This window comes from Fuscibacter oryzae (assembly GCF_016765795.1).
Lineage (GTDB): Bacteria > Pseudomonadota > Alphaproteobacteria > Rhodobacterales > Rhodobacteraceae > Fuscibacter > Fuscibacter oryzae.
This window is the reverse complement of sequence record NZ_JAESVP010000002.1, coordinates 253141-279169: the sequence shown is the minus strand read 5'-3', so window position 1 is coordinate 279169 and position 26029 is coordinate 253141. Positions and strand designations below refer to the sequence as shown.

24 protein-coding genes are annotated in these 26029 nt (G+C 62.6%); 18 read left to right on the top strand and 6 right to left on the bottom strand.

Translation table 11 applies throughout. From position 1 onward, the window contains the following. The first annotated feature begins 1 nt into the window (after nucleotide 1). The 7 genes from kynA (at nucleotide 2) to JI744_RS04545 (ending at nucleotide 6512) form a co-directional block, all read left to right on the top strand. Nucleotides 2-835 carry a tryptophan 2,3-dioxygenase gene (kynA, locus tag JI744_RS04575; RefSeq protein WP_202658512.1) on the top strand — a complete coding sequence of 278 codons (834 nt, stop codon included), beginning with the start codon at nucleotides 2-4 and terminating at the stop codon, nucleotides 833-835. Between the two features lie 111 nt (nucleotides 836-946). After that, complete coding sequence (locus tag JI744_RS04570) at nucleotides 947-1918, top strand: L,D-transpeptidase (protein WP_202658511.1); 972 nt, start codon at nucleotides 947-949, stop codon at nucleotides 1916-1918. Nucleotides 1919-2237: 319 nt separating this feature from the next. After that, a complete protein-coding gene (locus tag JI744_RS04565; RefSeq protein ID WP_236019250.1) occupies nucleotides 2238-2654 on the top strand; it encodes a DUF2852 domain-containing protein in 417 nt (138 codons plus the stop codon). Nucleotides 2655-2822: 168 nt separating this feature from the next. After that, nucleotides 2823-3659 carry an arginyltransferase gene (locus JI744_RS04560; protein ID WP_202658509.1) on the top strand — a complete coding sequence of 279 codons (837 nt, stop codon included), beginning with the start codon at nucleotides 2823-2825 and terminating at the stop codon, nucleotides 3657-3659. Then, nucleotides 3656-4042 carry a VOC family protein gene (locus tag JI744_RS04555; RefSeq protein ID WP_202658508.1) on the top strand — a complete coding sequence of 129 codons (387 nt, stop codon included), beginning with the start codon at nucleotides 3656-3658 and terminating at the stop codon, nucleotides 4040-4042. The genes JI744_RS04560 and JI744_RS04555 overlap by 4 nt, the downstream gene beginning before the upstream one ends. Before the next feature lie 117 nt (nucleotides 4043-4159). Beyond that, complete coding sequence (locus JI744_RS04550) at nucleotides 4160-4771, top strand: TRAP transporter small permease subunit (protein WP_202658507.1); 612 nt, start codon at nucleotides 4160-4162, stop codon at nucleotides 4769-4771. Then, a complete protein-coding gene (locus tag JI744_RS04545) occupies nucleotides 4764-6512 on the top strand; it encodes a TRAP transporter large permease (protein ID WP_202658506.1) in 1749 nt (582 codons plus the stop codon). The genes JI744_RS04550 and JI744_RS04545 overlap by 8 nt, the downstream gene beginning before the upstream one ends. A gap of 300 nt (nucleotides 6513-6812) precedes the next feature. Here the strand turns inward: JI744_RS04545 and JI744_RS04540 are convergent, their stop codons facing one another. Then, nucleotides 6813-7919 carry a TRAP transporter substrate-binding protein gene (locus JI744_RS04540; protein ID WP_202658505.1) on the bottom strand — a complete coding sequence of 369 codons (1107 nt, stop codon included), beginning with the start codon at nucleotides 7917-7919 and terminating at the stop codon, nucleotides 6813-6815. Between the two features lie 541 nt (nucleotides 7920-8460). Here JI744_RS04540 and JI744_RS04535 point away from each other — a divergent pair. The 6 genes from JI744_RS04535 (at nucleotide 8461) to rocF (ending at nucleotide 15354) form a co-directional block, all read left to right on the top strand. Further along, nucleotides 8461-10215: an acetolactate synthase 3 large subunit gene (locus JI744_RS04535; protein WP_202658504.1), complete on the top strand. Its 1755-nt coding sequence runs from the start codon at nucleotides 8461-8463 to the stop codon at nucleotides 10213-10215. A gap of 65 nt (nucleotides 10216-10280) precedes the next feature. Beyond that, the gene (gene ilvN / locus JI744_RS04530) at nucleotides 10281-10841 is read left to right on the top strand and encodes an acetolactate synthase small subunit (protein WP_202658503.1); all 561 of its coding nucleotides are present in this window, start codon (nucleotides 10281-10283) and stop codon (nucleotides 10839-10841) included. A gap of 220 nt (nucleotides 10842-11061) precedes the next feature. Beyond that, nucleotides 11062-13035, top strand: a complete 1974-nt coding sequence (locus JI744_RS04525; protein ID WP_202658502.1) for a heme lyase CcmF/NrfE family subunit — start codon at nucleotides 11062-11064, stop codon at nucleotides 13033-13035. A 3-nt stretch (nucleotides 13036-13038) separates the two neighbouring features. Then, complete coding sequence (locus tag JI744_RS04520; RefSeq protein WP_202658501.1) at nucleotides 13039-13485, top strand: cytochrome c-type biogenesis protein; 447 nt, start codon at nucleotides 13039-13041, stop codon at nucleotides 13483-13485. A gap of 63 nt (nucleotides 13486-13548) precedes the next feature. Beyond that, the gene (locus JI744_RS04515; protein WP_202658500.1) at nucleotides 13549-14322 is read left to right on the top strand and encodes an enoyl-CoA hydratase-related protein; all 774 of its coding nucleotides are present in this window, start codon (nucleotides 13549-13551) and stop codon (nucleotides 14320-14322) included. Nucleotides 14323-14430: 108 nt separating this feature from the next. Next, entirely contained in the window at nucleotides 14431-15354 is a 924-nt protein-coding gene (rocF, locus tag JI744_RS04510; protein ID WP_202658499.1) for an arginase, read from the top strand. Between the two features lie 60 nt (nucleotides 15355-15414). Here the strand turns inward: rocF and JI744_RS04505 are convergent, their stop codons facing one another. Both JI744_RS04505 and JI744_RS04500 read right to left on the bottom strand, forming a co-directional pair. Next, entirely contained in the window at nucleotides 15415-16455 is a 1041-nt protein-coding gene (locus JI744_RS04505; RefSeq protein ID WP_202658498.1) for a lysine-2,3-aminomutase-like protein, read from the bottom strand. A 27-nt stretch (nucleotides 16456-16482) separates the two neighbouring features. After that, nucleotides 16483-16752, bottom strand: a complete 270-nt coding sequence (locus tag JI744_RS04500; RefSeq protein ID WP_202658497.1) for an usg protein — start codon at nucleotides 16750-16752, stop codon at nucleotides 16483-16485. 192 nt (nucleotides 16753-16944) lie between these two features. Between JI744_RS04500 and gyrA the strand changes: the two genes are divergently transcribed. From gyrA to gluQRS, 4 genes are all read left to right on the top strand, one after another. Beyond that, nucleotides 16945-19659, top strand: coding sequence for a DNA gyrase subunit A (gyrA, locus tag JI744_RS04495; protein ID WP_407927506.1), 2715 nt, complete (start codon nucleotides 16945-16947; stop codon nucleotides 19657-19659). A gap of 196 nt (nucleotides 19660-19855) precedes the next feature. Then, nucleotides 19856-20605 carry a hypothetical protein gene (locus JI744_RS04490; RefSeq protein ID WP_202658496.1) on the top strand — a complete coding sequence of 250 codons (750 nt, stop codon included), beginning with the start codon at nucleotides 19856-19858 and terminating at the stop codon, nucleotides 20603-20605. 39 nt (nucleotides 20606-20644) lie between these two features. Continuing rightward, the gene (gene trmFO, locus JI744_RS04485) at nucleotides 20645-21970 is read left to right on the top strand and encodes a methylenetetrahydrofolate--tRNA-(uracil(54)-C(5))-methyltransferase (FADH(2)-oxidizing) TrmFO (RefSeq protein WP_202658495.1); all 1326 of its coding nucleotides are present in this window, start codon (nucleotides 20645-20647) and stop codon (nucleotides 21968-21970) included. Next, a complete protein-coding gene (gene gluQRS / locus JI744_RS04480; RefSeq protein ID WP_202658494.1) occupies nucleotides 21958-22776 on the top strand; it encodes a tRNA glutamyl-Q(34) synthetase GluQRS in 819 nt (272 codons plus the stop codon). The genes trmFO and gluQRS overlap by 13 nt, the downstream gene beginning before the upstream one ends. Here the strand turns inward: gluQRS and hisI are convergent. After that, on the bottom strand, nucleotides 22773-23132 hold the full coding sequence (gene hisI, locus JI744_RS04475) for a phosphoribosyl-AMP cyclohydrolase (protein WP_202658493.1): 360 nt from the start codon (nucleotides 23130-23132) through the stop codon (nucleotides 22773-22775). The two genes, gluQRS and hisI, sit on opposite strands and share 4 nt — an antisense overlap. A gap of 61 nt (nucleotides 23133-23193) precedes the next feature. On the opposite strand from hisI, the gene JI744_RS04470 reads away from it, so the two are divergent. After that, entirely contained in the window at nucleotides 23194-23622 is a 429-nt protein-coding gene (locus JI744_RS04470) for an iron-sulfur cluster assembly scaffold protein (RefSeq protein ID WP_202658492.1), read from the top strand. 114 nt (nucleotides 23623-23736) lie between these two features. Here the strand turns inward: JI744_RS04470 and JI744_RS19210 are convergent, their stop codons facing one another. Next, the gene (locus tag JI744_RS19210) at nucleotides 23737-23859 is read right to left on the bottom strand and encodes a hypothetical protein (protein ID WP_268885770.1); all 123 of its coding nucleotides are present in this window, start codon (nucleotides 23857-23859) and stop codon (nucleotides 23737-23739) included. An 83-nt stretch (nucleotides 23860-23942) separates the two neighbouring features. Continuing rightward, entirely contained in the window at nucleotides 23943-26027 is a 2085-nt protein-coding gene (gene recG / locus JI744_RS04465) for an ATP-dependent DNA helicase RecG (RefSeq protein ID WP_202658491.1), read from the bottom strand. Between the last annotated feature and the right edge of the window lie 2 nt (nucleotides 26028-26029).

Here is a 26029-nt window from a genome sequence, read left to right as displayed (position 1 = left end):
AATGACCACCTATGATCCCGCCGCCGATGGCGCCCAGATGTCCTTTGACGGGCGCATGTCTTATGGCGATTACCTTCAGATTGACCGCATCCTGACCGCGCAGGCCCCGCTGTCGGACGCGCATGACGAGATGCTGTTCATCATCCAGCACCAGACAAGTGAACTGTGGATGCGCCTTGCCCTGCACGAGCTGGACGCCGCCCGGCGGATGATTGCGGCGGATCGGGCGCGCGAAGCGTTCAAGATGCTGGCCCGTATCGCCCGCATCTTTGAACAGTTGAACAACGCCTGGGACGTGCTGCGCACCATGACGCCCAGCGACTATACCACCTTTCGCGAAACGCTTGGCCAGTCGTCGGGCTTTCAGTCCTGGCAATACCGGCTGATCGAATATGCGGTGGGCAACCGCAACCTTGCCATGCTGCGCCCCCATGCCCACCGCCTCGACCTGATGGCGCGGCTGGAGGCAGAGCTGGCGCGCCCGACGCTGTATGATGAGGCGCTGCGCCATCTGGCCCGCTCGGGTCTGCCGGTGCCGCAGGATGTGTTGACCCGCGATCTGCGAGAGCCTTGGGCGCATCACCCCGGGGTGCAGGCAGTTTGGGAAGCGGTGTACCGTGACCCCGAACACCACTGGCAGGCCTATGAGCTGGCCGAAAAGCTGGTGGATTTCGAAGATTACTTCCGCCGCTGGCGATTCAACCATCTGACCACGGTGTCGCGCGTGATCGGGATGAAGCGCGGAACCGGCGGCACTTCGGGCACGCATTACCTGAAACGGATGCTGGAAGTGCAACTTTTCCCGGAATTATGGGATTTGCGCACCACAATCTGACCTGATAACGCCGCCGTGATGCCCCAAGGCTTTGACGACGTTGCGGCGGTGCATTAGCGTTATTCGGAAACAATCGAGCCGAACCCCCGGCCGCGCGCACTGGATTGCTGTATGACATCTGTATTTTTGAAATTGGCTGCTGCCACGGCCCTGAGCCTTTCGCTTACCGCCTGCGTGCCCACCACCAACACCTCGACCTCTGGTCCAAAGGTGAAACCGGGTGAAACCATTCTGGCCGAAGGTGCGTATGCAGCCAAGGCCGACCCGCAGTTCAATGTGGCCGCGGTGCCCGAAGACAAGGTTCCCCAGCAGTTCCGCCGCCAGAATGTGTATTATGAGACGGATCAGCCCCCCGGCACAATCATCATCAACCCCTCGGCCAAGCACCTTTATCTGGTGACGGGCAAGAACCAGGCCATGCGTTATGGCATCGCCGTGGGTCGTGCCGGGTTCCAGTGGTCGGGCGAGGCGCTGATCGATCACCGCACCACCTGGCCGAAATGGACCCCGCCGCCCGAGATGATCGAGCGCAGCCCTGAAAAGGCCAAGTGGAAAGACGGCCAGCCCGGCGGCCCCACCAACCCCCTTGGCGCGCGTGCGCTGTATCTGAAGACCAATGGCGTTGATTACGGCTACCGCATTCACGGTACGCCGGAATGGCAATCGATCGGGCATAATGCCTCGTCGGGCTGTATCCGCATGATCAATCAGGACGTGATGGACCTGTATGAGCGGGTGCCGGACGGCAGCAAGGTGATCGTGCTGACCGCCAGCGGCGAGATGCCCAAGGGCCTGACCCTGCCGCCGCCCGCGCCCAAGAAGAAAAAGGTCGAGGCACCGGCCCCAGCCGCAATTCCAAAGCTGGAAGTGTTGCCGCCGCCGGTGTTGACGCCCGCCAGCGTGGCCCCTGCGGCGCCTGTCACTGTTCCCGCTGTGGCCGCGCCCGCCGCTGCGGCCCCCGCAGCACCGGCAGCAGCACCGGCCCCCGCCGTAACCGCGCCTTCGGTTCCCGCACCCGCCGCAGCCCCGGCCGCAGCCTGCACGGTTGCCTTGGTCAACGGTGCCTGCCCGGTTCAGAATTAAACCTTCCCCCCTTCCGCGCGGCCATTTGATCCGCGCGGGAGGCCGGTTTTCCCGGCCAGCCGGGCCACTCGCCTATCTTGATGAATACACCAGATTCCGCGCCCAGGCATTTGCCGTGGTGCGCCTTGCCATGCGCCATTCGCCTGCCGGATATTGGCACGCCCGCCCCATGTAAAAATCTTTAACATACCCTCTTGAAAGACTCGGGCGGCAGGCGCATCTTGCTTCATGTGAAAGACATTCACATCAACCAACCGGGAGCCACCTTATGATGACCCCTTCGCCTTCTGCCGCCTGGGGCGGCGCCTCTCCTGCCAGGATGTCCTGGCTGCGCCGTGCCGAGGCATGGCTGGACGACAAGGGCAAAGGTGCCTGGATCGCCGCCATGGTCCTTGGCTTTGTCTTCGTCTGGCCCGTGGGCCTTGCCCTTCTTGCCTATATGATCTGGAGCAAACGCATGTTCAGCCGCCACAACTGCCAAGCCCGCCGTCAGGAATTCATGCAACGCCACCACGCCATGCATCAGGCTTTCCGCCCTTCGGGCAATTCGGCCTTTGACAGCTACAAGACCGAAACGCTGAAACGGCTGGAGGATGAGCAGCAGGCGTTTGAATCGTTCTTGCAGCGCCTGCGCGATGCAAAAGACAAATCGGAATTCGACGCCTTTATGGAAGACCGCTCCAAAGCCGCCCGCCCGGCCGAGGCCGAAGCCGCGAACCGCCCCGGCGAATATTGATCCGCCCAAGGCCGATTTGACCGACCGACCAAAGGCTCCGCCCCCAAAAGGCGGGGCCTTTTGCTGTCCCGGCGCAAATTCCTTGCAAGGGTAGCGCAAGTTTCTTCGAAGAAACTTGCCTCTGGCGCGCCTGTTGCTAACCTGTCCGCGTCCTTACACGTTCGCCAGATGCGCCACACCCTTCCCATCGCGCCCCAATTCTATGTGACGGCTCCGCAGCCCTGCCCGTATCTTGACGGGCGGATGGAGAGGAAATTGTTCACCGCCCTGCAAGGCGATCAGGCGCAACGGCTGAATGATGCGCTGTCAAAGCAAGGATTTCGGCGCAGCCAGAATGTGCTGTATCGCCCATCCTGCGCCGAATGCTCGGCTTGCCTTTCGGCCCGCATCCGGGTGGCCGATTTTGAGCCCAGCCGCACCCACCGCCGCATTCTGAAAGCCAACACCGACCTGCGCCGCAACGCCACCAGTCCCTGGGCGACCGAGGATCAGTTCGCGCTGTTTCGCCGCTATCTGGATGCACGCCACGCCGATGGCGGAATGGCCGATATGGATGTGTTCGAATTCGCCGCCATGATCGAGGAAACCCCGATCAAAAGTCGCGTGATCGAATACACTCGCGCCGCCCGCCCCGGTGAAACCGGGCGCCCGATGGCCTGCGTTGCCCTGACGGATGTGTTCGATGATGGGTTGAGTATGGTCTACTCGTTCTACGACCCGGATTTACAGGGCCGGTCGCTTGGAACTTTTGCCATTCTTGACCATATCGACATCGCGCGTGAGGCGGGCCTGCCCTATATCTATCTGGGCTACTGGGTGCCCGGCAGCCGTAAGATGGGCTACAAGGCCAACTTTCCGGCACTGGAAATTTACAAGGGCGGGCGCTGGCAGAATATCGGGGACCCAGCCGACCACCGGGCAGAACTGCATCCGCTGTCGGTCGATCCGATCGCCGAACAGGTCGCCCGGATCAGTCTGCCAGAGGCGCGGGCCATCCGCGAATGACCGGCCTGCGGCTTGCAGCCATCACGCTGATCGTGCCGGATTATGACATTGCCCTTGCCTTTTACTGTGAAAATCTGGGGTTTGACCTGATCGAAGATATTGATCAGGGCCGCAAACGCTGGGTCACCATCGCAGCCCCCGGCGGTGGCAGCCACATTGTGCTGGCCCGCGCCGATACGCCCGCACAGCAGGACGCGATTGGCAATCAGGGGGCGGGCCGGGTCTGGCTGTTTCTTCAGACTGATGATATTGCGCGCGACCAGGCCCTGATCACGAACGCCGGCGCGGTTTTTGAAGAAGCGCCACGCCATGAGTCCTATGGCATTGTGGCCGTCTGGCGCGACCCGTTCGGCAATCGATGGGACTTGATTCAACCGGGATAAGGCGTTCCACGATCTAACGGATTGACGCACCGCGATTGACTGCAATAATTGGGTAAGTTTTTTTACCAGTTTACTTTAGGTCAAGGTGCCAAAGTGCATCCTAACGGGGAGGGACTTATGCAGTCATTACTGGCGGTATCGCGCGCGATTGACCGCCTGACAGAGTTTGTGGGCAAAACGGTCATGTGGGCCATTTTCGTTGCCATTCTCGTCAGTGCGATAAACGCGATTGTGCGCAAGGTTTTCAACATATCCTCGAACGCGTGGCTGGAACTGCAGTGGTATCTGTTCGGGGCGGCGTTCATGCTGGCCGCGGCCTATACGCTGAAGCAGAACGAACATATCCGCATCGACATCTTTTACGGCACCCGCACCCGGCGGACGCAGCATTGGATCGACCTGATCGGCCATGTGTTCTTTCTGATGCCCTTTGTCACGCTGATGGCGTGGATGATGATCCCCTACGCGCTGGCGGCGCTGAAAAGCGGGCAGATTTCCACCAACTCTGGCGGTTTGCTGATCTGGCCCGCGCGGGCCATTCTGGCGGCGGGATTCATCTTGCTTGTGTTGCAGGGCATTTCCGAAATCATCAAGAAAATTGCGGTGATGCAGGGGCTGATCGAAGATCCGCACCCGTTCGTTTCGGCGCATGAGGCGGCAGAGCTGGAGGGCGCGGCGATTGCCGAAGCCGTGGCGCAGGCCGAAGCGGAGGCACGCAAGAATGCTTGAATTCATCGCCCTGAACATGGCGCCGATCATGTTCGCCTCGCTGGTGATCTTTCTCCTGCTGGGCTATCCGGTCGCCTTTTCTCTGGCCGCCAACGGCCTGGTGTTCTTTGCCATCGGTGTCTGGCTGGCGCCGTGGTCGGCCAATTCGATCACGCTCGACTGGCCTTTGCTGTTCACCATGCCGCAAAGGCTATGGGGAACAATGTCAAACGAGACGATGCTGGCTATTCCCTTCTTTACCTTCATGGGGATCGTGCTGGAACGCTCTGGCATGGCCGAGGATCTGCTGGACACGATTGGTCAGTTGTTCGGCCCCATTCGCGGCGGTCTGGCCTATGCGGTGGTCATCGTCGGCGCATTGCTGGCGGCCACGACGGGCGTGGTGGCGGCTTCGGTCATTGCCATGGGCCTGATCTCGCTGCCGATCATGCTGCGCTATGGCTATGATCGGCGGGTGGCTTCGGGTGTCATCGCGGCATCGGGCACGCTGGCGCAGATCATTCCGCCCAGCCTTGTACTGATCGTTCTGGCCGACCAGTTGGGCCGGTCGGTGGGCGATATGTACAAGGGCGCGATGATCCCCGGTCTGGTTCTGACCGGGCTTTACATGCTTTACATCTTCGTCGTCTCGATCATGCGGCCGACCTGGGTTCCCGCCCTGCCGCCCGAGGCACGGACGTTGGGCCACGGCATCATCTCCTTGCTGATCGCCATCGTGGCAGCGATGGGCATCGGCTATGCTGCTCATGTCTGGCTGTATCCGACCCATGGCGCCAATGCCGATATTCTGGGCGGAACCATAGGCGTGGCTGCGATCTACGGCTTTGCCCTGCTGGACCGCGGGATGAAGCTGGGGGTACTCAGCAAGCTGGCCAGTCAGGTCATCATGGTGCTGATCCCGCCGCTGGCGCTGATCTTCCTGGTGCTGGGCACGATCTTCCTTGGCATCGCCACGCCCACAGAAGGTGGCGCGATGGGGGCAGTTGGGTCCATGTTGCTGGCGGCGATGAAGGGGCGGCTGAACATGGGGGTGATCACGCAGGCCCTTGCCTCGACCACCCGTTTGTCGGCCTTTGTCATGTTCATTCTGGTGGGGGCGCGGGTGTTCTCGCTGACCTTCTATGGCGTGAACGGGCATATCTGGGTCGAACATCTGCTGACGGCGCTGCCGGGCGGCCAGATGGGGTTCCTGATCTTCGTCTCGGCGCTGGTGTTCCTGCTGGCCTTCTTCCTCGATTTCTTCGAGCTGGCCTTCATCATCGTGCCGCTGCTGGTCGCTCCGGCCGAGGCGCTGGGGATCGACCTGATCTGGTTCGGGGTCATTCTGGGGGTGAACATGCAAACCTCGTTCATGCACCCGCCGTTTGGCTTTGCGCTGTTCTATCTGCGGTCGGTGGCACCGAAGTCGAGCTATATCGACAAGGTGACAGGCATCAAAACCGCAGGCGTCTCGACCGGGCAGATCTATTGGGGGGCGGTGCCTTTCGTGGTGATTCAGGTTGTGATGATCGGCATCACCATCGCCTTCCCTTCGATGGTCATGCATTACAAGGGCAAGCCGGTTGATACGACGAACGTGCAGATCACCGTGCCCGCCCTGCCCACGCTGAACGTGCCGGGTGCGGCCCCGGCCACGGGCGGGCTGCCCAAGATCGGCGCGCCCAGCATCGGCGGTGCGCCTGCTCCGGCCCCCGCTCCGGGCGGTTTGCCCAAGCTGGGGGCGCCGGTGGTAAACCCTTGACGGGGGGCCACGTCATTCTGGCAAAGGCCATCGCCTTTGCCATGCGATGAAGTGGGCAACATGCACGGTCGGGCCCACAAGGCCCGGCCAGCGCCCGTCCCTCCATCGGCGGGCGCTTCTCGCCCACCGGGGCAGGCACTGGCCTCTAGGGTTTCTCGTGGACTTGTCTCTTGCTGAACCCGCCCGCACGGGCGGGGAAACGCAATGCGTTTCCTATTCCGCCCGCACCAGTGTAGCTGTCCCCTGAACAGCAAAAGGCCCGAGGTTTCCCTCGGGCCTTTTTCGTTCGTTTGAAACGGCTTACAGCTTGCCAGCCTGCTGCTGGGTCATCATGAACACGTCGTAGTTATACTCGGCGATCTGAGCCCACAGATAGGCGTCTTTCTTGAAGGCGTCCTGGCTGTCCTTGATCTTCTTGAACATCGCGTTGGTCGAACCGATCTCGGCATAGGTGGCATTCGCCGCCTCGAACGCCGCCTGCATCACGTCTTGCGGGAAGGGCCGCAGTTGCGCGCCATTGGCCACCAGCGATTTCAGCGCTGTGGGGTTCTTGTAGTCATAGTTCGACAGCATGTCGGCGTTGGCCACCTGGCAGCCCATCTTCAGCATGGCCTGATAGGCGGGCGGCAGTTCGGCCCATTTTTGCAGGTTGATCATCGTGGCGATCGCCGGGCCACCTTCCCAGAAACCGGGATAGTAGTAGTAGGGCGCAACCTTGTAGAAGCCGAGCTTTTCATCGTCATACGGCCCCACCCATTCAGTGGCGTCGATGGTGCCCTTTTCCAGCGCCGGATAAATGTCGCCGCCCGCGATCTGTTGCGGCACGACGCCCAGCTTTTCCAGAACCTTGCCGGCAAAGCCGCCGATGCGCATTTTCAGGCCCTGCATGTCGGCGACCGAGGTCAGCTCCTTGCGGAACCAGCCGCCCATCTGCACCCCGGTATTGCCCGCCGGGAAGGCGATGATGTTCTGCGTGGCGTAGAATTCGTTCATCAGGTCGATGCCGCCGCCATGATAGAACCAGGCGTTCATCTGGCGGGCGTTCAGGCTGAACGGAACGGCCGCGCCCAAGGCATAGGTCGGGTCTTTGCCCCAGAAATAATAGGGAACGGTGTGGCAGGCCTCAACCGTGCCAGAGGCAACGGCGTCGGCGGCTTCCAGGCCGGGAACCAGTTCGCCCGCCGGAAAGACCTGAATGGTGAAATTGCCGTCAGACGCTTCGGAGATGTATTTGGACATCACCTCGGCGGCACCGAAAATGGTGTCCAGCGCCTTGGGGAAGGACGAGGTGATCCGCCAGGTCACCTTGGGATTGGCCTGCGCAATCGCGGGCGCGGCCAGCACCGAGGCGCCAGCCGCAGCGACGCCACCCACGGTGGCCTTCGTCAGAAAGGAACGACGATCCATGTATTCTCCTCCACATAGTGGCGGGGATTCGCCCCCCCGCCGCGTTAACGTGGCGAAACCCTAGCCAGCCAGCAAACCCTTGAGAACCCATTTCTTTCCCGTTCGGCGGGTTCTGGTCACTTTTGATGACCAATCTTGACGTAGGGTAAATCTGCATCGCGGGGACAACCTGCGGCCGCTGCCCAGATACAATGCAGATGCCGAAGTTGCGGGCACCGGCGCGAGTCGGCCCATCCAGCGGCAAATCCGACACTTTGTTTTTGAAAGTTGCAAATAAAGACCACCGAGAGAAAGAAAACTTCAATTTTTCCACCCCGCACGACACTTTTTATGATTTTTTACGGTTGACGCCCCTGTCCGGCCAGCCTAGTTTCCGGCCCGAAGCCTCTAGGGTGCGGAAATGTCCGAACTTCTCGTAATTGTAAGGAAATGGCGCGTGGGTCGGTAACGACAGTCCATAACGGAACCCATGCGCCCCCGGATCACCCCCGGGGGCTTTTTGTTGACCGAAGGGCCGATGGCCCAAGATGAGGAAAGACCGATGACCAAGGCAATGACCGGCGCAAGAATGGTGGTTCAGGCTCTGAAGGATCAGGGTGTGGACGTCGTATTCGGCTATCCGGGTGGTGCGGTCCTTCCGATCTATGACGAGATTTTCCAGCAGAACGACATCCGCCACATTCTGGTGCGTCACGAACAGGGCGCCGTCCATATGGCCGAGGGCTATGCCCGTTCCACCGGCAAGGTGGGCGTGGCGCTGGTGACCTCTGGTCCTGGCGCGACCAACGCGGTGACCGGGCTGACCGATGCGCTGCTCGACTCCATTCCGATCGTGGTGCTGTCGGGCCAGGTGCCCACCTTCATGATCGGCACCGATGGCTTTCAAGAGGCGGATACGGTGGGCATCACGCGCCCCTGCACCAAGATGAACTGGCTGGTCAAAGATACCGCCAAGCTGTCTGGCACCATTCACGAGGCGTTTCATGTGGCGCGCTCGGGCCGCCCCGGCCCGGTGTTGGTGGACATCCCCAAGGATGTGCAATTCGCCCAAGCCGAATACACGCCCATGCAGCGCGCGCGCACCGCGCATTACCAGCCGCGCCTGAAAGGTGACATCGAGGCCATCACCGCGATGGTCGAAATGCTGGAAACCGCCGAGCGCCCGATTTTCTACACCGGCGGCGGTGTGATCAATTCGGGCGTGGCAGCCAGCCAGTTGCTGCGCGAGTTTGTCGAGGCGACCGGCTTTCCCATCACCTCGACCCTGATGGGTCTGGGTGCCTATCCCGCCAGCGGCAAAAGCTGGCTGGGGATGCTGGGGATGCACGGCCTTTATGAGGCCAATCTGGCGATGCACGGTTGCGACCTGATGATCAATGTCGGCGCGCGCTTTGATGACCGGATCACCGGGCGGTTGAAGGATTTCAGCCCGAATTCGCGCAAGGTGCATATCGACATCGACCCCTCGTCGATCAACAAGGTGATCCGGGTTGATGTGCCGATCATCGGCGATGTGGGCCATGTGCTGGAGGATGCCCTGCGCATCTGGAAGGCCCGCGGCCGCAAGGTTAACAAGGACGGTCTGGCCAAATGGTGGAAGCAGATCAAGGAATGGCAATCGGTCAACTGCCTTGACTACAAGCCATCGGAAAAGACCATCAAGCCGCAATACGCCCTGCAACGGCTGGAGGCGCTGACCAAGGGCATGGACCGCTATGTCACCACCGAGGTGGGCCAGCATCAGATGTGGGCGGCACAGTTCCTTGGGTTTGAGGCGCCGAACCGCTGGATGACCTCTGGCGGGCTGGGCACCATGGGCTACGGCCTGCCGGCCAGCATCGGCGTGCAGGTGGCCCACCCCGAGGCGCTGGTGATCAACGTCGCCGGTGAAGCGTCGTGGCTGATGAACATGCAGGAAATGGGCACGGCGATGCAGTTCCGCGCGCCAGTCAAGCAATTCATCCTGAACAATGAACGCCTTGGCATGGTGCGCCAGTGGCAGGAATTGCTGCATGGCGAGCGGTATTCCCATTCGTGGAGCGAGAGCCTGCCCGATTTCGTCAAGCTGGCCGAAGCCTTTGGCTGCAAGGGCCTGAAGGTCTCGGACCCCAGGGATCTGGACGATGCGATCATGGAAATGATCCGCTATGACGGCCCGGTGATCTTTGATTGCCTGGTGGAAAAGCACGAAAACTGCTTCCCCATGATCCCGTCGGGCAAGCCCCATAACGAGATGCTGCTGGGCGAGGCCGATACTCAGGGCGTCATCGGCGCCAAGGGCGCGGTGCTGGTTTAAGCGGGTGGACCGGGGGCTAGCCCCCGGACCCCCAGGATATTTATGCCAAGATGAAGGGACAGAACGTGTCCGCACTGAACATCAAACGCGGCTCGACGAGCCATTCCGCCTATGACCTGCGTGACCCGAATGCCGAGATCATTGAAAGCCATACTTTGGCTGTTGTGGTCGATAACGAAAGCGGGGTTCTAGCCCGCGTGATCGGGCTTTTCTCGGGGCGCGGCTACAACATCGAAAGCCTGACCGTGGCCGAGACCGACCACGCCCGGCACCTGAGCCGGATCACCGTTGTCACCACCGGCACGCCTGCGGTGATCGAGCAGATCAAGGCGCAATTGGGCCGCATGGTGCCGGTGCATGAGGTGCATGACCTGACGGTGGAGGGCCCCTCGGTTCAACGCGAACTTGCGCTGTTCAAGGTGGCCGGCAAGGGAGAGGCGCGGATCGAGGCGCTGCGACTGGCTGAGATTTTCCGCGCCCATGTGGTGGATTCGACGCTGGAAAGCTTTGTCTTCGAGATGACGGGCACACCGGAAAAGATCGACAGCTTTGCCGAGTTGATGCGCCCCTTGGGCCTGAAGGAAATCGCGCGGACCGGTGTGGCCGCCCTGTCGCGCGGCGTCTAAGATATGCAATGGCGACCGGTGTGATCCGGTCGCCATTGCATGAAAGCCTAATAATCATCACCGATCTTCGGGTGCCTGTCCGCCTACCCTGACACAGAAGTGATCTCCACATTGAGAGAGATCAGTGATGTTCCGCTTTGACAATGGCGCGACCGGGTGACGCGGGGCATTCCGCCTTTCGCCGCCCTGCCCTATGCTGGGGTCTGAACAGGAGGCCCCGATGATCGTCGAGCTTGGACATTTCGCGCTGGTTCTGGCGCTGGCCGTGGCGCTGGTGCAGGCCACCCTGCCCCTGATCGGGGCGCAGATCGGCGACCGGCGGTTGATGGCACTGGCGGCCCCGGCGGCCAATGCGCAGTTCCTGCTGATTGCCACCGCCTTTGCCGCGCTGACCTATGCCTTTGTGGTGTCGGATTTTTCGGTGCTGCTGGTGGTCGAGAATTCGCATACCGCAAAGCCTATGCTGTACAAGGTGGCGGGCGTCTGGGGCAACCATGAGGGGTCACTGCTGCTCTGGATGCTGGCGCTGACCGGGTTTGGCGCCTCGGCCACATGGTTTGGGTCGAACCTGCCCGACGGTTTGCGGGCGCGGGTTCTGGCGGTTCAGGCGATGATTGGCGTCGCGTTCCTGCTGTTCATGCTGCTGACCTCCAACCCGTTCCTGCGGCTGGAAGTGCCCCCCCTGAACGGGCAAGACCTGAACCCGCTGCTGCAAGACCCCGGACTGGCCTTTCATCCGCCGTTCCTCTACCTCGGCTATGTCGGCCTTTCGATGAGCTTTTCCTTCGCCGTCGCCGCCCTGATCGAGGGGCGGATCGATGCCGCCTGGGCGCGCTGGGTCAGGCCCTGGACGCTGGCGGCGTGGATCTTCCTGACCATCGGCATCGCCATGGGGTCGTGGTGGGCCTATTACGAACTGGGCTGGGGCGGGTTCTGGTTCTGGGACCCGGTGGAAAACGCCAGCTTCATGCCATGGCTGATCGCGGGGGCCCTGCTGCATTCGGCGATTGTGGTCGAGCGGCGCGAGAGCCTTAAGGCATGGACGATCCTGCTGGCCATCCTCGCCTTTGGCTTCAGCCTGATCGGCACCTTCCTTGTGCGGTCTGGCGTGATCACCAGCGTCCATGCCTTTGCCAATGACCCGGAGCGTGGCGTGTTCATTCTGGCCATCCTCGCCGTCTTCATGGGCGGCGCGCTGACGCTGTTTGCCTTCCGCGCGGGCGCGTTGGAGGCGAAGGGCGTATTTGCCATGGTCAGCCGCGAAAGCGCGCTGGTGGCGAACAACCTGCTTTTGGCGGTTGCGGCCTTTGTGGTCTTCGTCGGCACGATCTGGCCATTGGTGGCCGAGATGGCCTGGGGTCGGGTGCTGTCAGTCGGCCCGCCGTTCTTTGATGCGGCGTTTTCGCCCTTTGTGGTTGCGCTGGCGGTGATCTTGCCGGTGGGCGCGATCTTGCCGTGGAAGCGCGGCGATCTGCCGGGGGCAATGCGGCGGCTGGCCCCCACGGCGGTGCTGGCACTGGCGGTGGGGCTGTTGGTCTGGGCGATGCAGACCGGGCGGTCGGCGCTGGGACCGGTGGGGGTTGGGCTGGGGCTTTGGCTGGTCCTTGGCTCTGCCATGGACCTGATGGGCCGCACCGGGCGGGGGCCCTTGTCGGGGCGGCTGGGGCGGCTTACCCGGGTTCCGCGGGCCGATTGGGGGCGCGTGATATCTCATGCCGGTCTGGGGGTGACGATTTTCGCCGTCTCTGCCGTGATGGCCTGGACGGTCGAGGATATTCGCGTGGTAAAACCCGGCGGCTCTTTTGCGCTGGGGTCTTATGAGGTGACGCTGGCGGGCGTGCGCGAGGTGCCGGGCCCGAACTATTCCTCGACCATGGCGACGATGGTGGTGCGGCAAGGCGGGGCCGAGGTGACAACCCTTTACCCCGAAAAGCGCATCTATCCGGTGCAAGCGATGCCCACGACCGAGGCCGCGATTTATCAAGGCGCACTGCGCGACATCTATCTGGTGATCGGCGATCCGCAGGATGGCGGCGGCTATGCTGTGCGGGCCTATATCAAGCCCTTTGCCGACTGGCTGTGGATCGGGGCGCTGATGATGGCGGCGGGCGGGCTGATCAGCCTGACCGACCGGCGCTGGCGCATTGCGGCGGGGGCAAGGCGTGCGGCGCCTGCTGCCCAACCGGCGGAATAGGCGATGCGTCGGCTCATCCTGCTGCTGGCCCTGCTGGCCAGCCCCGCCCATGCCGTGCAGCCCAGCGAGATGCTGGCCGACCCGGTGCTGGAGGCGCGGGCCCGCGAGATTTCGGAAAACCTGCGCTGCCCGGTGTGCCAGGGCGAATCGATTGACGATTCCAACGCGCCGATCAGCCGCGATCTGCGCCTTGCAGTGCGCGAACGGCTGGTGGCGGGCGACAGCGATGAACAGGTGGTCGATTATGTCGTGGCCCGGTTTGGCGAATTCGTTCTGTTCAAACCGCGCGCCACCGGGTCGGGTCTGGCGTTGTGGCTGGCGGGGCCAGCGATGCTGCTGGCGGGTGGGGTGATTGCCTGGGCCACGCTGCGCCGCCGCGCCCGCGCGCCCGAGGCCGAGGGGCTGACCGAGGCCGACCGCGCCCGGCTGGCCGAACTGTTGAAAGAGTGACGCGAGGTTTCCCTTTCCGCCCCCGGTGCCGCCGCTAATCTGGCCGCATTGCGGGAGGATAGCATGAACCCACCAGTGTCCTACGCCCTTCAGGGCGGCGTCGCCACCATCGCGCTGAACCGGCCAGAGGTGATGAACGCCCTTTCCACCGCGCTGCGCGCCGACCTGCGGCTGGCCATCGCCCGGGCGGTGGCAGAGGCGCGGGTTCTGGTTCTGACCGGAACCGGGCGGGCATTTTGTTCCGGGCAGGATTTGCAGGATGCGCAAAAGGCCGGCAGCGTTGATTTTGAACGCATCCTGAACGAGGAATACGTTCCCCTGCTGCGCGACATCACCGATTGCCCGCTGCCCACCATTGCCGCCGTAAACGGGGCGGCGGCGGGGGCCGGGGCGAACCTTGCGCTGGCCTGCGATGTGGTGATTGCCACCGAAAGCGCCAGCTTCATTCAGGCCTTTACCCGCATCGGTCTGGTGCCGGATGCGGGTGGCACCCATTGGCTGCCGCGCCAGATCGGCATGGCGCGGGCGATGGGGGCGATGCTGTTCGCCGACAAGATCAGCGCCCGTCAGGCCGCCGACTGGGGCATGATCTTTGAGGCGGTGGCGGATGACAGCTTTGCCGCCCATGTAGCGGCGCGGGCAGCGCATCTGGCGGCAGGCCCGACGCTGGCCTATCGCGGCATCAAAGAGATGCTGCGCACTAGTTTTGACCAGACCCTTGCCACCCAGCTTGCCCATGAGGCGCGCCTGCAAGGCCAATGCGGTGGCAGCGCCGATTTCAGGGAAGGCGTCGCGGCCTTTCTGGAAAAGCGCAGCCCCCGTTTTACCGGAAACTGACGCCAATCTGCCGCGTCAGGCCCGTGCAAACCGGCACTTTGCCGCCCCTTGACCGATGACATCGGCCAAGGCGACCGCCATACTGCGGCAAACCTGCCAGGAGGCCCCATGTCCCGCACCATCCTGATCGGCGCCCCGATTGACGAGGGCCAGCGCCGCCCCGGTTGCCTGATGGGCCCCGCGGCCTATCGCGTGGCCGGTCTGGCCCGCGCCATCTCTGACCTTGGCCACGGGGTCGAGGATTGGGGCGATGTCGCCCTGCCCTCGCTTGCCCATGTCACCTGCCCCAATCCGGCGGTGCATGCGCTGGCCGAATGCGTCGGCTGGACCGAGGTGCTGGCCGACCGGGTGGATGACGCGCTGTCCGATGGCGGCCTGCCGATCATCCTGGGGGGCGACCATTCGCTGGCGCTTGGCACGGTTGCCGGGGCGGCAGCCTTTGCCGCGCGCGAGGGGCGGCCCCTGTTCCTGCTGTGGCTGGATGCCCATTCCGACTTTCACACCCCGCTGACCACCGAAAGCGGCAACCTGCATGGCACCCCGGTGGCCTATATCGCCGGACGCGAGGGGTTCGATGCCTTTCCGCCCTTCCCCGAACCGATCCCGGCAGAGCGGATCTGCCTTTACGGCATCCGCTCGGTCGATGCGGCAGAACATGCCGCCCTGCTGCGCCATGACATCGCGATCAACGATATGCGGGTGCTGGATGAACGCGGCATCGTTGCCCCCCTGCGCGAGTTTCTGACAGCGGTGCGCGAAGCGGGTGGCATGCTGCACGTCAGCCTGGATGTCGATTTTCTGGATCCTTCCATCGCCCCCGCCGTTGGTACAACCGTACCGGGCGGCACCACCTTCCGCGAGGCGCATCTGGTGATGGAGCTGCTGCATGAAAGCGGGCTGGTCACATCATTGGATCTGGTAGAGCTGAACCCGTTTCTGGATGAGCGTGGCAAAACCGCCAAGCTGATGGTCGATCTGGTGGGCAGCCTGATGGGCAAGAAGGTCTTCGACCGCCCGACGCGCAGCTATTGACCGCGACCGGGGGCGCTTCGCCCCCCGGACCCCCAGAGGATATTTATGAACAGATGATGATCAGGGGTCGGTGTAGAGGTGGCTTTGGCCATAGGGGTCGGTCACCCGCCACTGACCTGCTACGGTTTGCTCCAGATAGCCCGGCCCGATGGGAACCTTGCCGTGCCCACCAGGAATATCAAGCACATAGGTTGGCAGTGCCGTGCCAGAGAGGCGGCCACGAAGGGCCGTCATGATCGCCTGCCCCTCGGCAATCGTGGTGCGGAAATGGTGGGTGCCGGGGGCAAGATCGCAATGGTGCAGGTAATAGGGTTTCACCCGGTTGCGGATCAGCGCGCGGAACAGTGCCTCAAGGCTGTCAGCATCGGCGTTGACACCCTTTAGCAGCACGGTCTGTGACAACAGCGGGATACCGGCCGCCGTCAACCGACGCAGGGCGGCGCGGGCGTTTTCAGTCAGCTCATTCGCATGGTTGGTATGGACAACCAGCCAGACGGCCTGTGGCACATCAAAGGCCGCCAGCATCTGCGGGGTGACCCGCTCTGGTGCGACTACCGGAATCCGGCTGTGAATGCGGATCGCATCCAGGTGCGGAATTTCGGACAGACGTGCAAACAGGTCAGTCAGCCGCCGGGGCGACAGGGTCAGGGGGTCGCCCCCGGTCAGAATGACCTCTCGCACGGCGGGGGTGGCGTGCAGATAGGCCAACGCGGCTTGCAGATCGGCTTCGGGCAGAATGCCCTCTTCACCCACCTTTTCACGGCGAAAGCAGAACCGGCAATAAACCTCGCAGGTCTGGGTGGCATGCAGGATCACACGGTCGGGGTAGCGGTGGGTCAGGCCCTTGCCGATGCGGTGAACATCATCGCCGATCGGATCGGACAGTTGTTCTGGCCGGTGGTCCAGTTCTTTGGCGTCGGGCAGGAATTGCGCCGTAACACCCTGCCCCATCGCGCCCAGCATTTCGGGTGAGATGCGGATGCGGAACTCTTGGCCCAGCCGCTGCATCAGCGCGTGATCCTGTGGCGCGGCAAGGCCTGCCGCAATCAGGTCATCGGCGCCGGTAACGGCGCGGGGCAAGGGGCGCAGGGGGCGTGGCATCGGCCCCCGCTTATCCGGGCCGCCTTGTCAGTGCAACCGGAACTCCCCCACGACATTGCGCCATTCCGAGGGGCCAATCAGCTTTCGGTGGGTAAAGCGCACCGAATGCAGGGGGCCATCAAGGTTCTTTTGCCAGAATTCGATAAAGCGGAACATCTGCGGATAATCTGGCGCAAGATCGTAATCCTGCCAGATGTAGCTTTGCAGAACATGCCTGTAATCCGGCATCCGATAGTAGATTTCGGCCGTGGTCAGCCCATAGCCCTTGAGCATCAGTTCCGTCTCGGTCTGCGGCATCTGGCGCGCCTTTCTGTTACCTGTCAGATGATGATGCGCGATTCTGTTTATTCTTCAATAATAACAATATGTTGGCAGCAGACCCCTATGGCTGCCAACAAGGCCGGAACCCTGCCATTGCACCCCACCTGTTGCATGGTGTAAGGTCGCGCCAACCAGATATTGATGACCTTCAGGAAGGCACGGGCCAACGTGAATGACACCCCCGAAGAGATTGAAACGGCAGGCGAAATGCCAGAGCGGCCCGCGTATCACGGCCCTCAAGTGGACATTGCCGCCGAGATGAAGACCGCCTACCTCGATTACGCAATGAGCGTGATCGTTTCCCGCGCGATCCCCGATCTGCGCGACGGGCTGAAACCTGTGCATCGGCGCATTCTTTATGCGATGCACGAAACCAACAATACGCATGACAAAAGCTATCGCAAATCGGCCCGCCCGGTGGGCGACACCATGGGGAAATACCATCCCCATGGCGATTCTGCGATTTATGACGCGCTGGTGCGGATGGCGCAGCCGTTTTCGATGAGCCTGAAGCTTCTGGACGGCCAAGGCAACTTCGGCTCGATGGACGGCGATGCGGCGGCGGCGATGCGCTATACCGAAGTGCGGATGGACAAGCCCGCCGCCTTCCTTTTGGCCGACATTGACAAAGAAACCGTTGATTTCCAAGACAATTACGACGGAAAGGACAAGGAACCCACCGTCCTGCCGGCACGGTTCCCGAACATGCTGGTCAATGGTGCGGGCGGCATTGCCGTGGGCATGGCGACCAACATTCCGCCCCATAATCTGGGCGAAGTGATCGACGGCACACTGGCGATGATTGAAGACCCCGACATCAGCATGGAACGGCTGATGGAGATCATTCCCGCGCCCGATTTTCCCACGGGTGCCACGATTCTGGGCCGCTCTGGCGCGCGCAAAGCCTATCTGGAAGGGCGCGGCAGCGTCATCATCCGGTCAAAGACCCATATCGAGGAAATTCGCAAAGACCGATTTGCCATCGTCATCGACGAGGTTCCCTATCAGGTGAACAAGGCGCGGATGATCGAGATCATCGCCGAATGCGTGCGCGACAAACGGATTGAGGGGATTTCCGGCGTTGCCGACGAATCCGACCGCATCGGCGTGCGCGTGGTAATCGAGCTGAAGCGCGACGCGACGCCGGATGTGGTGCTGAACCAGTTGTTCCGCTTTACCCCGATGCAGACCAGCTTTGGCTGCAACATGCTGGCGCTGAACGGTGGGCGGCCAGAGACGCTGACCTTGCGCGATTTTCTTAGCAACTTCATCCTCTTCCGCGAGGAAGTTGTTGCGCGTCGCACCGCCTTTGAACTGCGCAAGGCGCGCGAGCGCAGCCATATCCTGTGCGGTCTGGCAGTTGCGGTTTCCAACGTCGATGAGGTGGTGCGCACCATCCGCGCCAGCGCCGACGCCGCCGAGGCGCGCGAAAAGCTGATGACGCGCCGCTGGCCCGCCCATGACATTGCGGCCTATATCCGGCTGATCGACGATCCGTCGCACAAGATCAACGATGATGGCACCTATAACCTGTCCGAAGCCCAGGCCCGCGCCATTCTGGAACTGCGGCTGCAACGCCTGACTGCCCTAGGCGTCAAGGAAGTTACCGACGAACTTGAAGAACTGGCTGCAAAGATCAAGGATTACTTGGAAATTCTTGGGTCGCGTGACCGGATCATGGCGATCATTTCCACCGAGCTTACCGAAGTCAAACACCTGTTCGCCGTTCCCCGCCGCACCGAAATCGTCGATTGGGCGGGCGATATGGAGGATGAGGATCTGATCGAGCGCGAGGATATGGTCGTGACCATCACCTCGGGCGGCTATATCAAGCGCACCCCCTTGGCCGAATTCCGCAGCCAGAATCGCGGCGGCAAGGGTCTGGCCAGCATGGCCACTAAGGAAGATGACGTGGTGACCACGCTGTTCGTGGCCAACACCCATACCGCGCTGCTGTTCTTCACCACGGACGGCATGGTTTACAAAATGAAAACCTGGCGCCTGCCGCTGGCGGGGCGCACCGCCAAGGGCAAGGCCATCGTCAACATTCTGCCGATTCAGACCGGCATTTCGATTGCCGCCCTGATGCCGGTGGATGTGCCGGAACTCGATTGGGACAAGTTGCAGATCGTCTTTGCCACCTCTGACGGCGATGTGCGGCAGAACGACCTGTCGGATTTCACCAATGTCATGCGCAACGGCAAGATCGCGATGAAGCTGCCCGAGGGTGTCAGTCTCGTGAATGCCGCGATTGCCGATGAGAATGACGATGTGATGCTGGTCACGGCCATGGGCCGCGCCATCCGGTTTTCTACCAATGAAATCAGGGTGTTCAAGTCGCGCGGATCCACCGGCGTGCGGGGTATCCGTCTGGCAGAGGCCGACCGCGTGGTGTCGATGTCGATCATCCGGCATTTTGAGGCCGACCCGGCTGAGCGTGCCGCTTACCTGAAACAGCGCCGCCTGATGGCCGGTGTGGTGGAAGAGGCCGAGGAGGATGACGAAGACGGCGTGGCCGAGGGCAACCTGTCGCCCGAGCGCTATGCCGAGATGTCGGCGGCCGAGGATCTGATTCTGACCATCACCGAACAGGGCGCGGGCAAGCTGTCGTCCAGCCATGATTACCCGGTGCGCGGCCGCGGCGGCATGGGCGTAAAGGCGATGGATGGCGCAATGCGTGGCGGGGCGCTGGTGGCCTCGTTCCCGGTCGAACTGTCGGATCAGATCATGCTGGCCACCTCTTCCGGGCAGTCGATCCGGGTGCCGGTGGATCAGATTTCCTTCCGCTCTCGTGGGGCTGGCGGGGTCAAGGTGCTGAACACGGGTGGCGAGGAACAGGTGGTTTCGGTCGCCCGCGTCGCGGAACAGGCCGAGGAAGAGTAATCCTAGCAAAATCAAAGGCCCCGCCGGTTCACCGCGCGGGGCTTTTCATGCCAAAGGCCTGCCTTAACCATTTGCTAACATTTAACTTTCGTTAATCATATCGATTTGAGACAGTGTTGGCATAGGCGACCGCGCCGGTTGCCCTGCTGCCGCCAAAGCGCGGTCTGTTCAAACCAACCGCCCAAAGGGTTCCGCCATGTTTACCGTGTTCCGCACCGCCGCCGCGGCTGCGCTTGTTGTTTCTACGCCCGCTTTTGCCCAATCCGACAGCCTTGGCCTGTCCTGGATCGAGGCCGGCCTGACCGCAACCGATGGCAAGGCCGCCGGGCATCTTTCCGGCGATTGGCGGATCGGCACCGCGCAGGGGATTCAGCTTGATCTGGGCCTTGCCGATCAGGCCGGGGGCGCTGTGGGCACGATCGACGGGCATCTGTACCTTGCCCCACAAGGTGACCGTAAATATGGGTTTTTCCTTAGTTTTTCCGATATCGACGGCCGCGACGCGACCATCTTTCATGGGGGTATCGAAGGGATGTATGCCCTGTCGGAAAAGACCGTGATCGAGGGGCGCGCCGGTATCGGCTATGCCAGCCGGGGCTTTGATTTCATTTCCGCCGAGGCGCGGCTGATCTATGCGCCAACCGACCGGATTGCTGTCAGCCTGGGGGTGGGGCTGGCCGATTTTCAAGAGGCTGCTTTCAACGCCACCAGCTACCGCGCCGATCTGGGCCTTCATTACGCGCCCGAGGGCAGTCCGTTCGAACTGTCTGCCGCCGTGATTCAGGATGGCCTGTGGGGCAATGACGACGCACCCGCCGATACCCGTGTGCAACTGGGCCTGACCTGGCGCCTTGGCGATACGGGCGGCACGCAGCGCCCGGTGGCTGACCGCGCCTTTCGTGCCAGCCAACCGATGGACGGGCTGATCCGGCGCGGTCTGTTCTAAGCCTTCCCTTGCCTGCCCGATTGGCTTAATTGGGCGGGCATGGAAACGCTTCATATCATTGGCGGCGGCATGGCGGGCTCGGAAGCGGCCTGGCAGGCGGCCGAGGCCGGGGTGCCGGTGGTGCTGCACGAGATGCGGCCAGCGGTCGGCACATTCGCCCATCGCACCGGGCAATTTGCCGAGATGGTCTGCTCGAACTCGTTCCGCTCGGATGATGATGAGCGGAACGCGGTGGGCCTGCTGCATTGGGAAATGCGCGCGGCCAAGGGCCTGATCATGGAGATGGCAACCGCCCACCGCCTGCCGGCGGGTGGCGCGCTGGCGGTTGACCGCGATCCGTTCGCCGAAGCGGTGACAGCACGGCTGAAATCGCATCCGATGATTTCGTTTTCTTATGAGGAGGTTACAGAGCTTCCCTCAACCGGAAACTGGATCATTGCGACCGGGCCTTTGACCAGCGGCAAGTTGGCCGAAAGCATCCGCGCACAGACCGGAGCCGACAGCCTGGCGTTTTTCGACGCCATCGCCCCCATCGTCTATGCCGAAAGCGTGGATATGTCTGTGGCCTGGATGCAGTCGCGCTATGACAAGGGCGAGACGGTCGAGGAACAGACCGCCTATATGAACTGCCCGATGGACAAGGCGCAGTACGAGGCGTTTATCGACGCCCTACTGGCCGCCGATAAGACGGTGTTTCACGAAGGCGAAACGGCGGGCTATTTCGACGGCTGCCTGCCGATCGAGGTGATGGCCGAACGCGGGCGCGAGACCCTGCGCTTTGGCCCGATGAAGCCGGTGGGCCTGACCAACCCGCACAATCCGCAAAAGCCCTATGCCGTGGTGCAATTGCGCCGCGATAACAAGCTGGGCACGCTCTATAACATCGTCGGGTTCCAGACCAAGATGAAGTATGGCGCGCAGGTTGATGTTTTCAAACTGATTCCGGGCTTGCAGGATGCCAGCTTTGCGCGGTTGGGTGGCATTCACCGCAACACCTTCATCAACTCTCCTACGCTGCTGGACAGTCAGATGCGGCTGAAGTCGCGCCCCAATATCCGCTTTGCCGGGCAGATCACCGGGGTGGAGGGCTATGTCGAATCCGCTGCGATGGGTCTGTTGGCGGGCCGGATGGCTGCGGCGGAATTGCTTGGGCGCGACCTGCTGCCCCCGCCGCCCGAAACCGCGATGGGCGCCCTGATCACGCATATCACCGGCGGGGCAGAGGCAAAGACCTTTCAGCCGATGAACGTGAACTTTGGCCTTTTCCCCCCGATTGACGCCCGGGGTGGCCGCAAGGGCCGGAAAGACCGCTACAAGGCCTATACCGACCGCGCCAAGGAGGCGTTTCTGGGGTGGATCGGGTAACCCGCTTTGCCCCCAGCCCGACCGGACCGCTGCATCTGGGCCATGCCTATGCGGCGCTGGTCGCGGCGGCACGGGGTAAACGGTTTTTGCTGCGGATTGAGGATATCGACAGCGCCCGGTGCAAGCCCGAATGGGAAACGGCGATCTATGACGACCTGTGCTGGCTGGGCTTAAGCTGGGAACAGCCGGTGATGCGACAATCTAGCCGCCTGCTCGCCTATGATGCCGCTCTTGCACAGTTGTACCATGCGGGCCTGACCTATCATTGCACCTGCACGCGGGGCGACATCAAGGCAGCACTCTCTGCCCCGCAGGAAGGCGTGGCGATCATCGGGCCGGATGGGCCGGTATATCCCGGCACCTGCCGTGACAAAGGCCACCTAAGCGGTGCGGTCCGGTTGAATATGGCCAAGGCCATGGAAATGCTCGGGGAAACCAGCTTTGATGAAACCGGCATTCACCCCGGCACATACCGCTTTGATGCAGGCCGGATGGTGGAAACCATCGGCGATATCGTTCTGGCGCGGCGGGATATTGGCACCAGCTATCACCTTGCCGTAGTGGTGGATGATGCCGCGCAAGGCATCACCGAAGTCACGCGCGGCGAGGATCTGTTCGAGGCGACGGCAATTCATGTCGTCTTGCAGCGTCTGTTGGGCCTGCCCGTGCCCGTCTATCATCACCATCGCCTGATCCGCGACGATCAGGGCAAGCGGTTGGCCAAGCGCGACGATGCCCGCGCCCTGGCAAAATATCGCGCCGAGGGCGCGACACCGGAAGATATTCGCCGGATGGTCGGCCTTTAGGCCATCGGCGCCATCAGTTCGACCTCATCGCCCCCGCGCACCGCCGTGTAAAAACAGGTGCGACGGTTGGTGTGGCAGGCCGGGCCTTCCTGCGCCACCAGCGCCAGCAGGCAATCACGGTCACAATCCACCCGCAATTCCACCAGCCGCTGCACATGGCCCGAGCTTTCGCCCTTGATCCAGAACGATTGGCGAGAGCGGCTCCAATAGGTCACCCGGCCCGTTGCCAGCGTCTGCGCCACCGCATCCGCGTTCATCCAGGCGAACATCAGCACCTCGTCGGATGCCGCATCCTGCGCGATGCAGGGGATCAGGCCCGCCGCATCATACTTTAGGCTTGTCGGGTCAAAGGGCATGCGGGCCTCCTTGGCTTGGGGTCGGTTGCGGCTTATCTAAGGGCAAGGCAAAGGGAAAGCCATGAGCGACAGCGATCTGATCAGCCTTTACTCGGGCCGTATTCTGCAACTGGCGGCGGCGATTCCGCATCTGGGCCGCCTGCCCGCGCCGGTGGCGACGGCGAAAAAGCGCAGCCCGCTGTGCGGATCGACGATCACGGTCGATCTGGTGATGCAGGATGGCCGCGTGGCCGAATTCGCGCAGGATGTGAAGGCCTGCGCGCTGGGTCAGGCCTCGGCCGCCGTGCTGGGCGCGGTGGTGATCGGGCGCAGCCGGGCGGAACTGGAGACCGCGCGCGACCAACTGCGCGCCATGCTGAAAGACGGTGGCCCGGTGCCGGATGCGCCGTTTGAGGGGTATGAGGTTCTGATTCCGGCGCGGGATTACAAGAACCGCCATGCCTCGATCCTGCTTGCCCTGGAAGCGACCTGCGAGGCGTCCGCCCAATAAAAAAACCGCCGCACAGCGCAAGGCTGGCGGCGGAAGTAGCGTGTCCATGATACGGGCAACGGCGGGGACAGCCGGGGGACAGGGTCAGGCCCGATCAAAAAGACCGCGGGCAGATCAGATGGTGCCGGTAAAGGTCAAACCGGCGAAAAGTACCACGAACAGGGAAACCACACCAACCGCGTCTTCAAACATGGCACGGCGCGAACGGGTCAGGATTTCAGCAATCTCATTCAGCATGGCAACCTCCTGTTGTTGCCATATTGTTCTCACGCGATTCGTTAACCGTCAAGAACTTTGTGAGAACATTTGTGAACGAACGCCTAACCTACCGAAATCAACCGGATCGCCCGGTCCTGATCCAGCAGCCACAGCAGCAACCGTGCCGCCTTGCCGCGCGCGCTGGTCAGACCCGGATCATCGGCCAGCAACCGGCGCGCGTCGGTCTGGGCAATCGCCATCAGGGCGCCCTGCCGCTCCAGATCGGCCACACGGAACCGCGGCAGGCCCGATTGCACCGTGCCGATCAGATCGCCCGCGCCGCGCATCGCCAGATCTTCCTCGGCGATGCGAAAGCCGTCCTCGGTATCGCGCAGAACCTTCAGCCGCCGCTCGCCCGATTCCGACAGGGGGGCCTGATACATCAGCAGACAGGTCGAGTCGGCCGTGCCGCGCCCCACCCGCCCGCGCAACTGGTGCAATTGCGCAAGGCCGAAAATCTCGGCCCGCTCCACCACCATGATCGAGGCATTGGGCACGTTCACCCCCACCTCGATCACCGTGGTCGCGACCAGAACCCGCGTCTCACCGGCGACAAACCGCGCCATCGCGGCGTCCTTCTCTTGCGAAGGCATCTGGCCATGGACCAGCCCCACCACATCGCCAAAGACCGCCCGCAGGCTGGCAAAGCGCGCCTCGGCGCTGGCGTAATCGACCAGTTCGCTGTCTTCTACCAAGGGGCAGACCCAATAGGCCTGCCGCCCGTCGTCTACCGCGCGGCGCAGATGGCCGATCACCTCATCCAGCCGCGCGTCGGAAATCAGCGCGGTGCGAATGGGCTTTCGCCCCGCCGGTTTTTCATCCAGCACCGAAACATCCATGTCGCCATAGCTGGCCAAGGCAAGGCTGCGGGGGATGGGCGTGGCGGTCATCACCAGCACATCCGCGCCCTGCCCTTTGGCACCCAGCTCCATCCGCTGCGCCACGCCAAAGCGGTGCTGTTCATCAACCACGGCAAGGCGCAGGTCGTGAAAGGCGACGTCCTTTTGAAACACCGCATGGGTGCCGACCAGAATGTCGATCTTGCCCGCCGCGAGATCAGCCAGTTTCGCCGCCCGCTCACCGCCCTTGTCGCGCCCGGTCAACAGCTCCAGCCGCACACCAGCGGCGGCGGCCAAGGAGGCCAGCCCCTCATAATGCTGTCGCGCCAGAATTTCCGTGGGCGCCATCATCACACCCTGCCCGCCCCCCTCAACCGCCACCAGCAACGCCAGCAGCGCCACCAGCGTCTTGCCTGACCCCACATCGCCCTGAAGCAAGCGGTTCATACGCAACGGATTTTCCATATCCAGCGCGATTTCAGCTACCGCGCGGGTCTGGGCACCCGTAGGCGCATAGGGCAACGCGGCCAGAACCCTGGCCTTCAACGCCCCCGTGCCGCGCGTGACCTGCCCCTTGGCCCGCCGCAAACTGGCGCGGGCCAGCGAAAGGGTCAGTTGATGGGCAAACATCTCATCATAGGCCAGCCGCTGCCGCACCGGGGCTTCGGCCATGAAATCGGCGGTTCCCGCAGGGGCATGGGCAAGACGCAGCGCCTCGGCAAAACCGGGCCAGCCTTCGCGCGCCAGCAAAGGCCCGTCGATCCATTCGGGCATCTCGGGCAACCGCGCCATCGCGCCCTCCACCGCCTTGGACACCTGCTTTTGCGTGATGCCGGCGGTCAGGGGATAGACGGGTTCATAGCTGGGCAGATCGCCCGCCTCTTCGGGGCGCAGGATATGATCAGGATGCGGCATCTGCGCCAAACCGTCGAACAGCTCGACCTTGCCCGAGACGACGCGGCGCTGGCCTGTGGGCAGCAGCTTTTGCAGGTAATCGGCGCGGGCGTGAAAGAAGACCAGTTGAAAATCCAGCGCCGCGTCACGCACCAGAACGCGGTAGGGCTTGCCCTTCAGGCGCGGCGGCTGATGGGCACCCACCTCGACCTCAACCGTCACGACGCAGGGCGGCACCACATCGCGAACGCTGGCACGCAATGTACGGTCCACCGCGGAATGGGGCAGCAGGAACAGCAGATCCTTGGGGCGTTCGATGCCCATGGCCTGAAACGCCTCGGCGGTGCGCGGGCCGACGCCGGGCAGCGTGTCAAGGCCCGCAAACAGCGGGAACAGGAGTTCCGGGCGGCTCATCG

What these genes read in the sequence shown, in the direction of transcription:
- kynA (WP_202658512.1), top strand. Translation starts at nt 2, where the DNA reads ATGACCACCTATGATCCCGCCGCCGATGGCGCCCAGATGTCCTTTGAC.
- JI744_RS04570 (WP_202658511.1), top strand. Translation starts at nt 947, where the DNA reads ATGACATCTGTATTTTTGAAATTGGCTGCTGCCACGGCCCTGAGCCTT.
- JI744_RS04565 (WP_236019250.1), top strand. Translation starts at nt 2,238, where the DNA reads ATGTCCTGGCTGCGCCGTGCCGAGGCATGGCTGGACGACAAGGGCAAA.
- JI744_RS04560 (WP_202658509.1), top strand. Translation starts at nt 2,823, where the DNA reads ATGCGCCACACCCTTCCCATCGCGCCCCAATTCTATGTGACGGCTCCG.
- JI744_RS04555 (WP_202658508.1), top strand. Translation starts at nt 3,656, where the DNA reads ATGACCGGCCTGCGGCTTGCAGCCATCACGCTGATCGTGCCGGATTAT.
- JI744_RS04550 (WP_202658507.1), top strand. Translation starts at nt 4,160, where the DNA reads ATGCAGTCATTACTGGCGGTATCGCGCGCGATTGACCGCCTGACAGAG.
- JI744_RS04545 (WP_202658506.1), top strand. Translation starts at nt 4,764, where the DNA reads ATGCTTGAATTCATCGCCCTGAACATGGCGCCGATCATGTTCGCCTCG.
- JI744_RS04540 (WP_202658505.1), bottom strand. Translation starts at nt 7,919, where the DNA reads ATGGATCGTCGTTCCTTTCTGACGAAGGCCACCGTGGGTGGCGTCGCT.
- JI744_RS04535 (WP_202658504.1), top strand. Translation starts at nt 8,461, where the DNA reads ATGACCAAGGCAATGACCGGCGCAAGAATGGTGGTTCAGGCTCTGAAG.
- JI744_RS04525 (WP_202658502.1), top strand. Translation starts at nt 11,062, where the DNA reads ATGATCGTCGAGCTTGGACATTTCGCGCTGGTTCTGGCGCTGGCCGTG.
- JI744_RS04520 (WP_202658501.1), top strand. Translation starts at nt 13,039, where the DNA reads ATGCGTCGGCTCATCCTGCTGCTGGCCCTGCTGGCCAGCCCCGCCCAT.
- JI744_RS04515 (WP_202658500.1), top strand. Translation starts at nt 13,549, where the DNA reads ATGAACCCACCAGTGTCCTACGCCCTTCAGGGCGGCGTCGCCACCATC.
- rocF (WP_202658499.1), top strand. Translation starts at nt 14,431, where the DNA reads ATGTCCCGCACCATCCTGATCGGCGCCCCGATTGACGAGGGCCAGCGC.
- JI744_RS04505 (WP_202658498.1), bottom strand. Translation starts at nt 16,455, where the DNA reads ATGCCACGCCCCCTGCGCCCCTTGCCCCGCGCCGTTACCGGCGCCGAT.
- JI744_RS04500 (WP_202658497.1), bottom strand. Translation starts at nt 16,752, where the DNA reads ATGCCGCAGACCGAGACGGAACTGATGCTCAAGGGCTATGGGCTGACC.
- JI744_RS04490 (WP_202658496.1), top strand. Translation starts at nt 19,856, where the DNA reads ATGTTTACCGTGTTCCGCACCGCCGCCGCGGCTGCGCTTGTTGTTTCT.
- trmFO (WP_202658495.1), top strand. Translation starts at nt 20,645, where the DNA reads ATGGAAACGCTTCATATCATTGGCGGCGGCATGGCGGGCTCGGAAGCG.
- hisI (WP_202658493.1), bottom strand. Translation starts at nt 23,132, where the DNA reads ATGCCCTTTGACCCGACAAGCCTAAAGTATGATGCGGCGGGCCTGATC.
- JI744_RS04470 (WP_202658492.1), top strand. Translation starts at nt 23,194, where the DNA reads ATGAGCGACAGCGATCTGATCAGCCTTTACTCGGGCCGTATTCTGCAA.
- JI744_RS19210 (WP_268885770.1), bottom strand. Translation starts at nt 23,859, where the DNA reads ATGCTGAATGAGATTGCTGAAATCCTGACCCGTTCGCGCCGTGCCATG.
- recG (WP_202658491.1), bottom strand. Translation starts at nt 26,027, where the DNA reads ATGAGCCGCCCGGAACTCCTGTTCCCGCTGTTTGCGGGCCTTGACACG.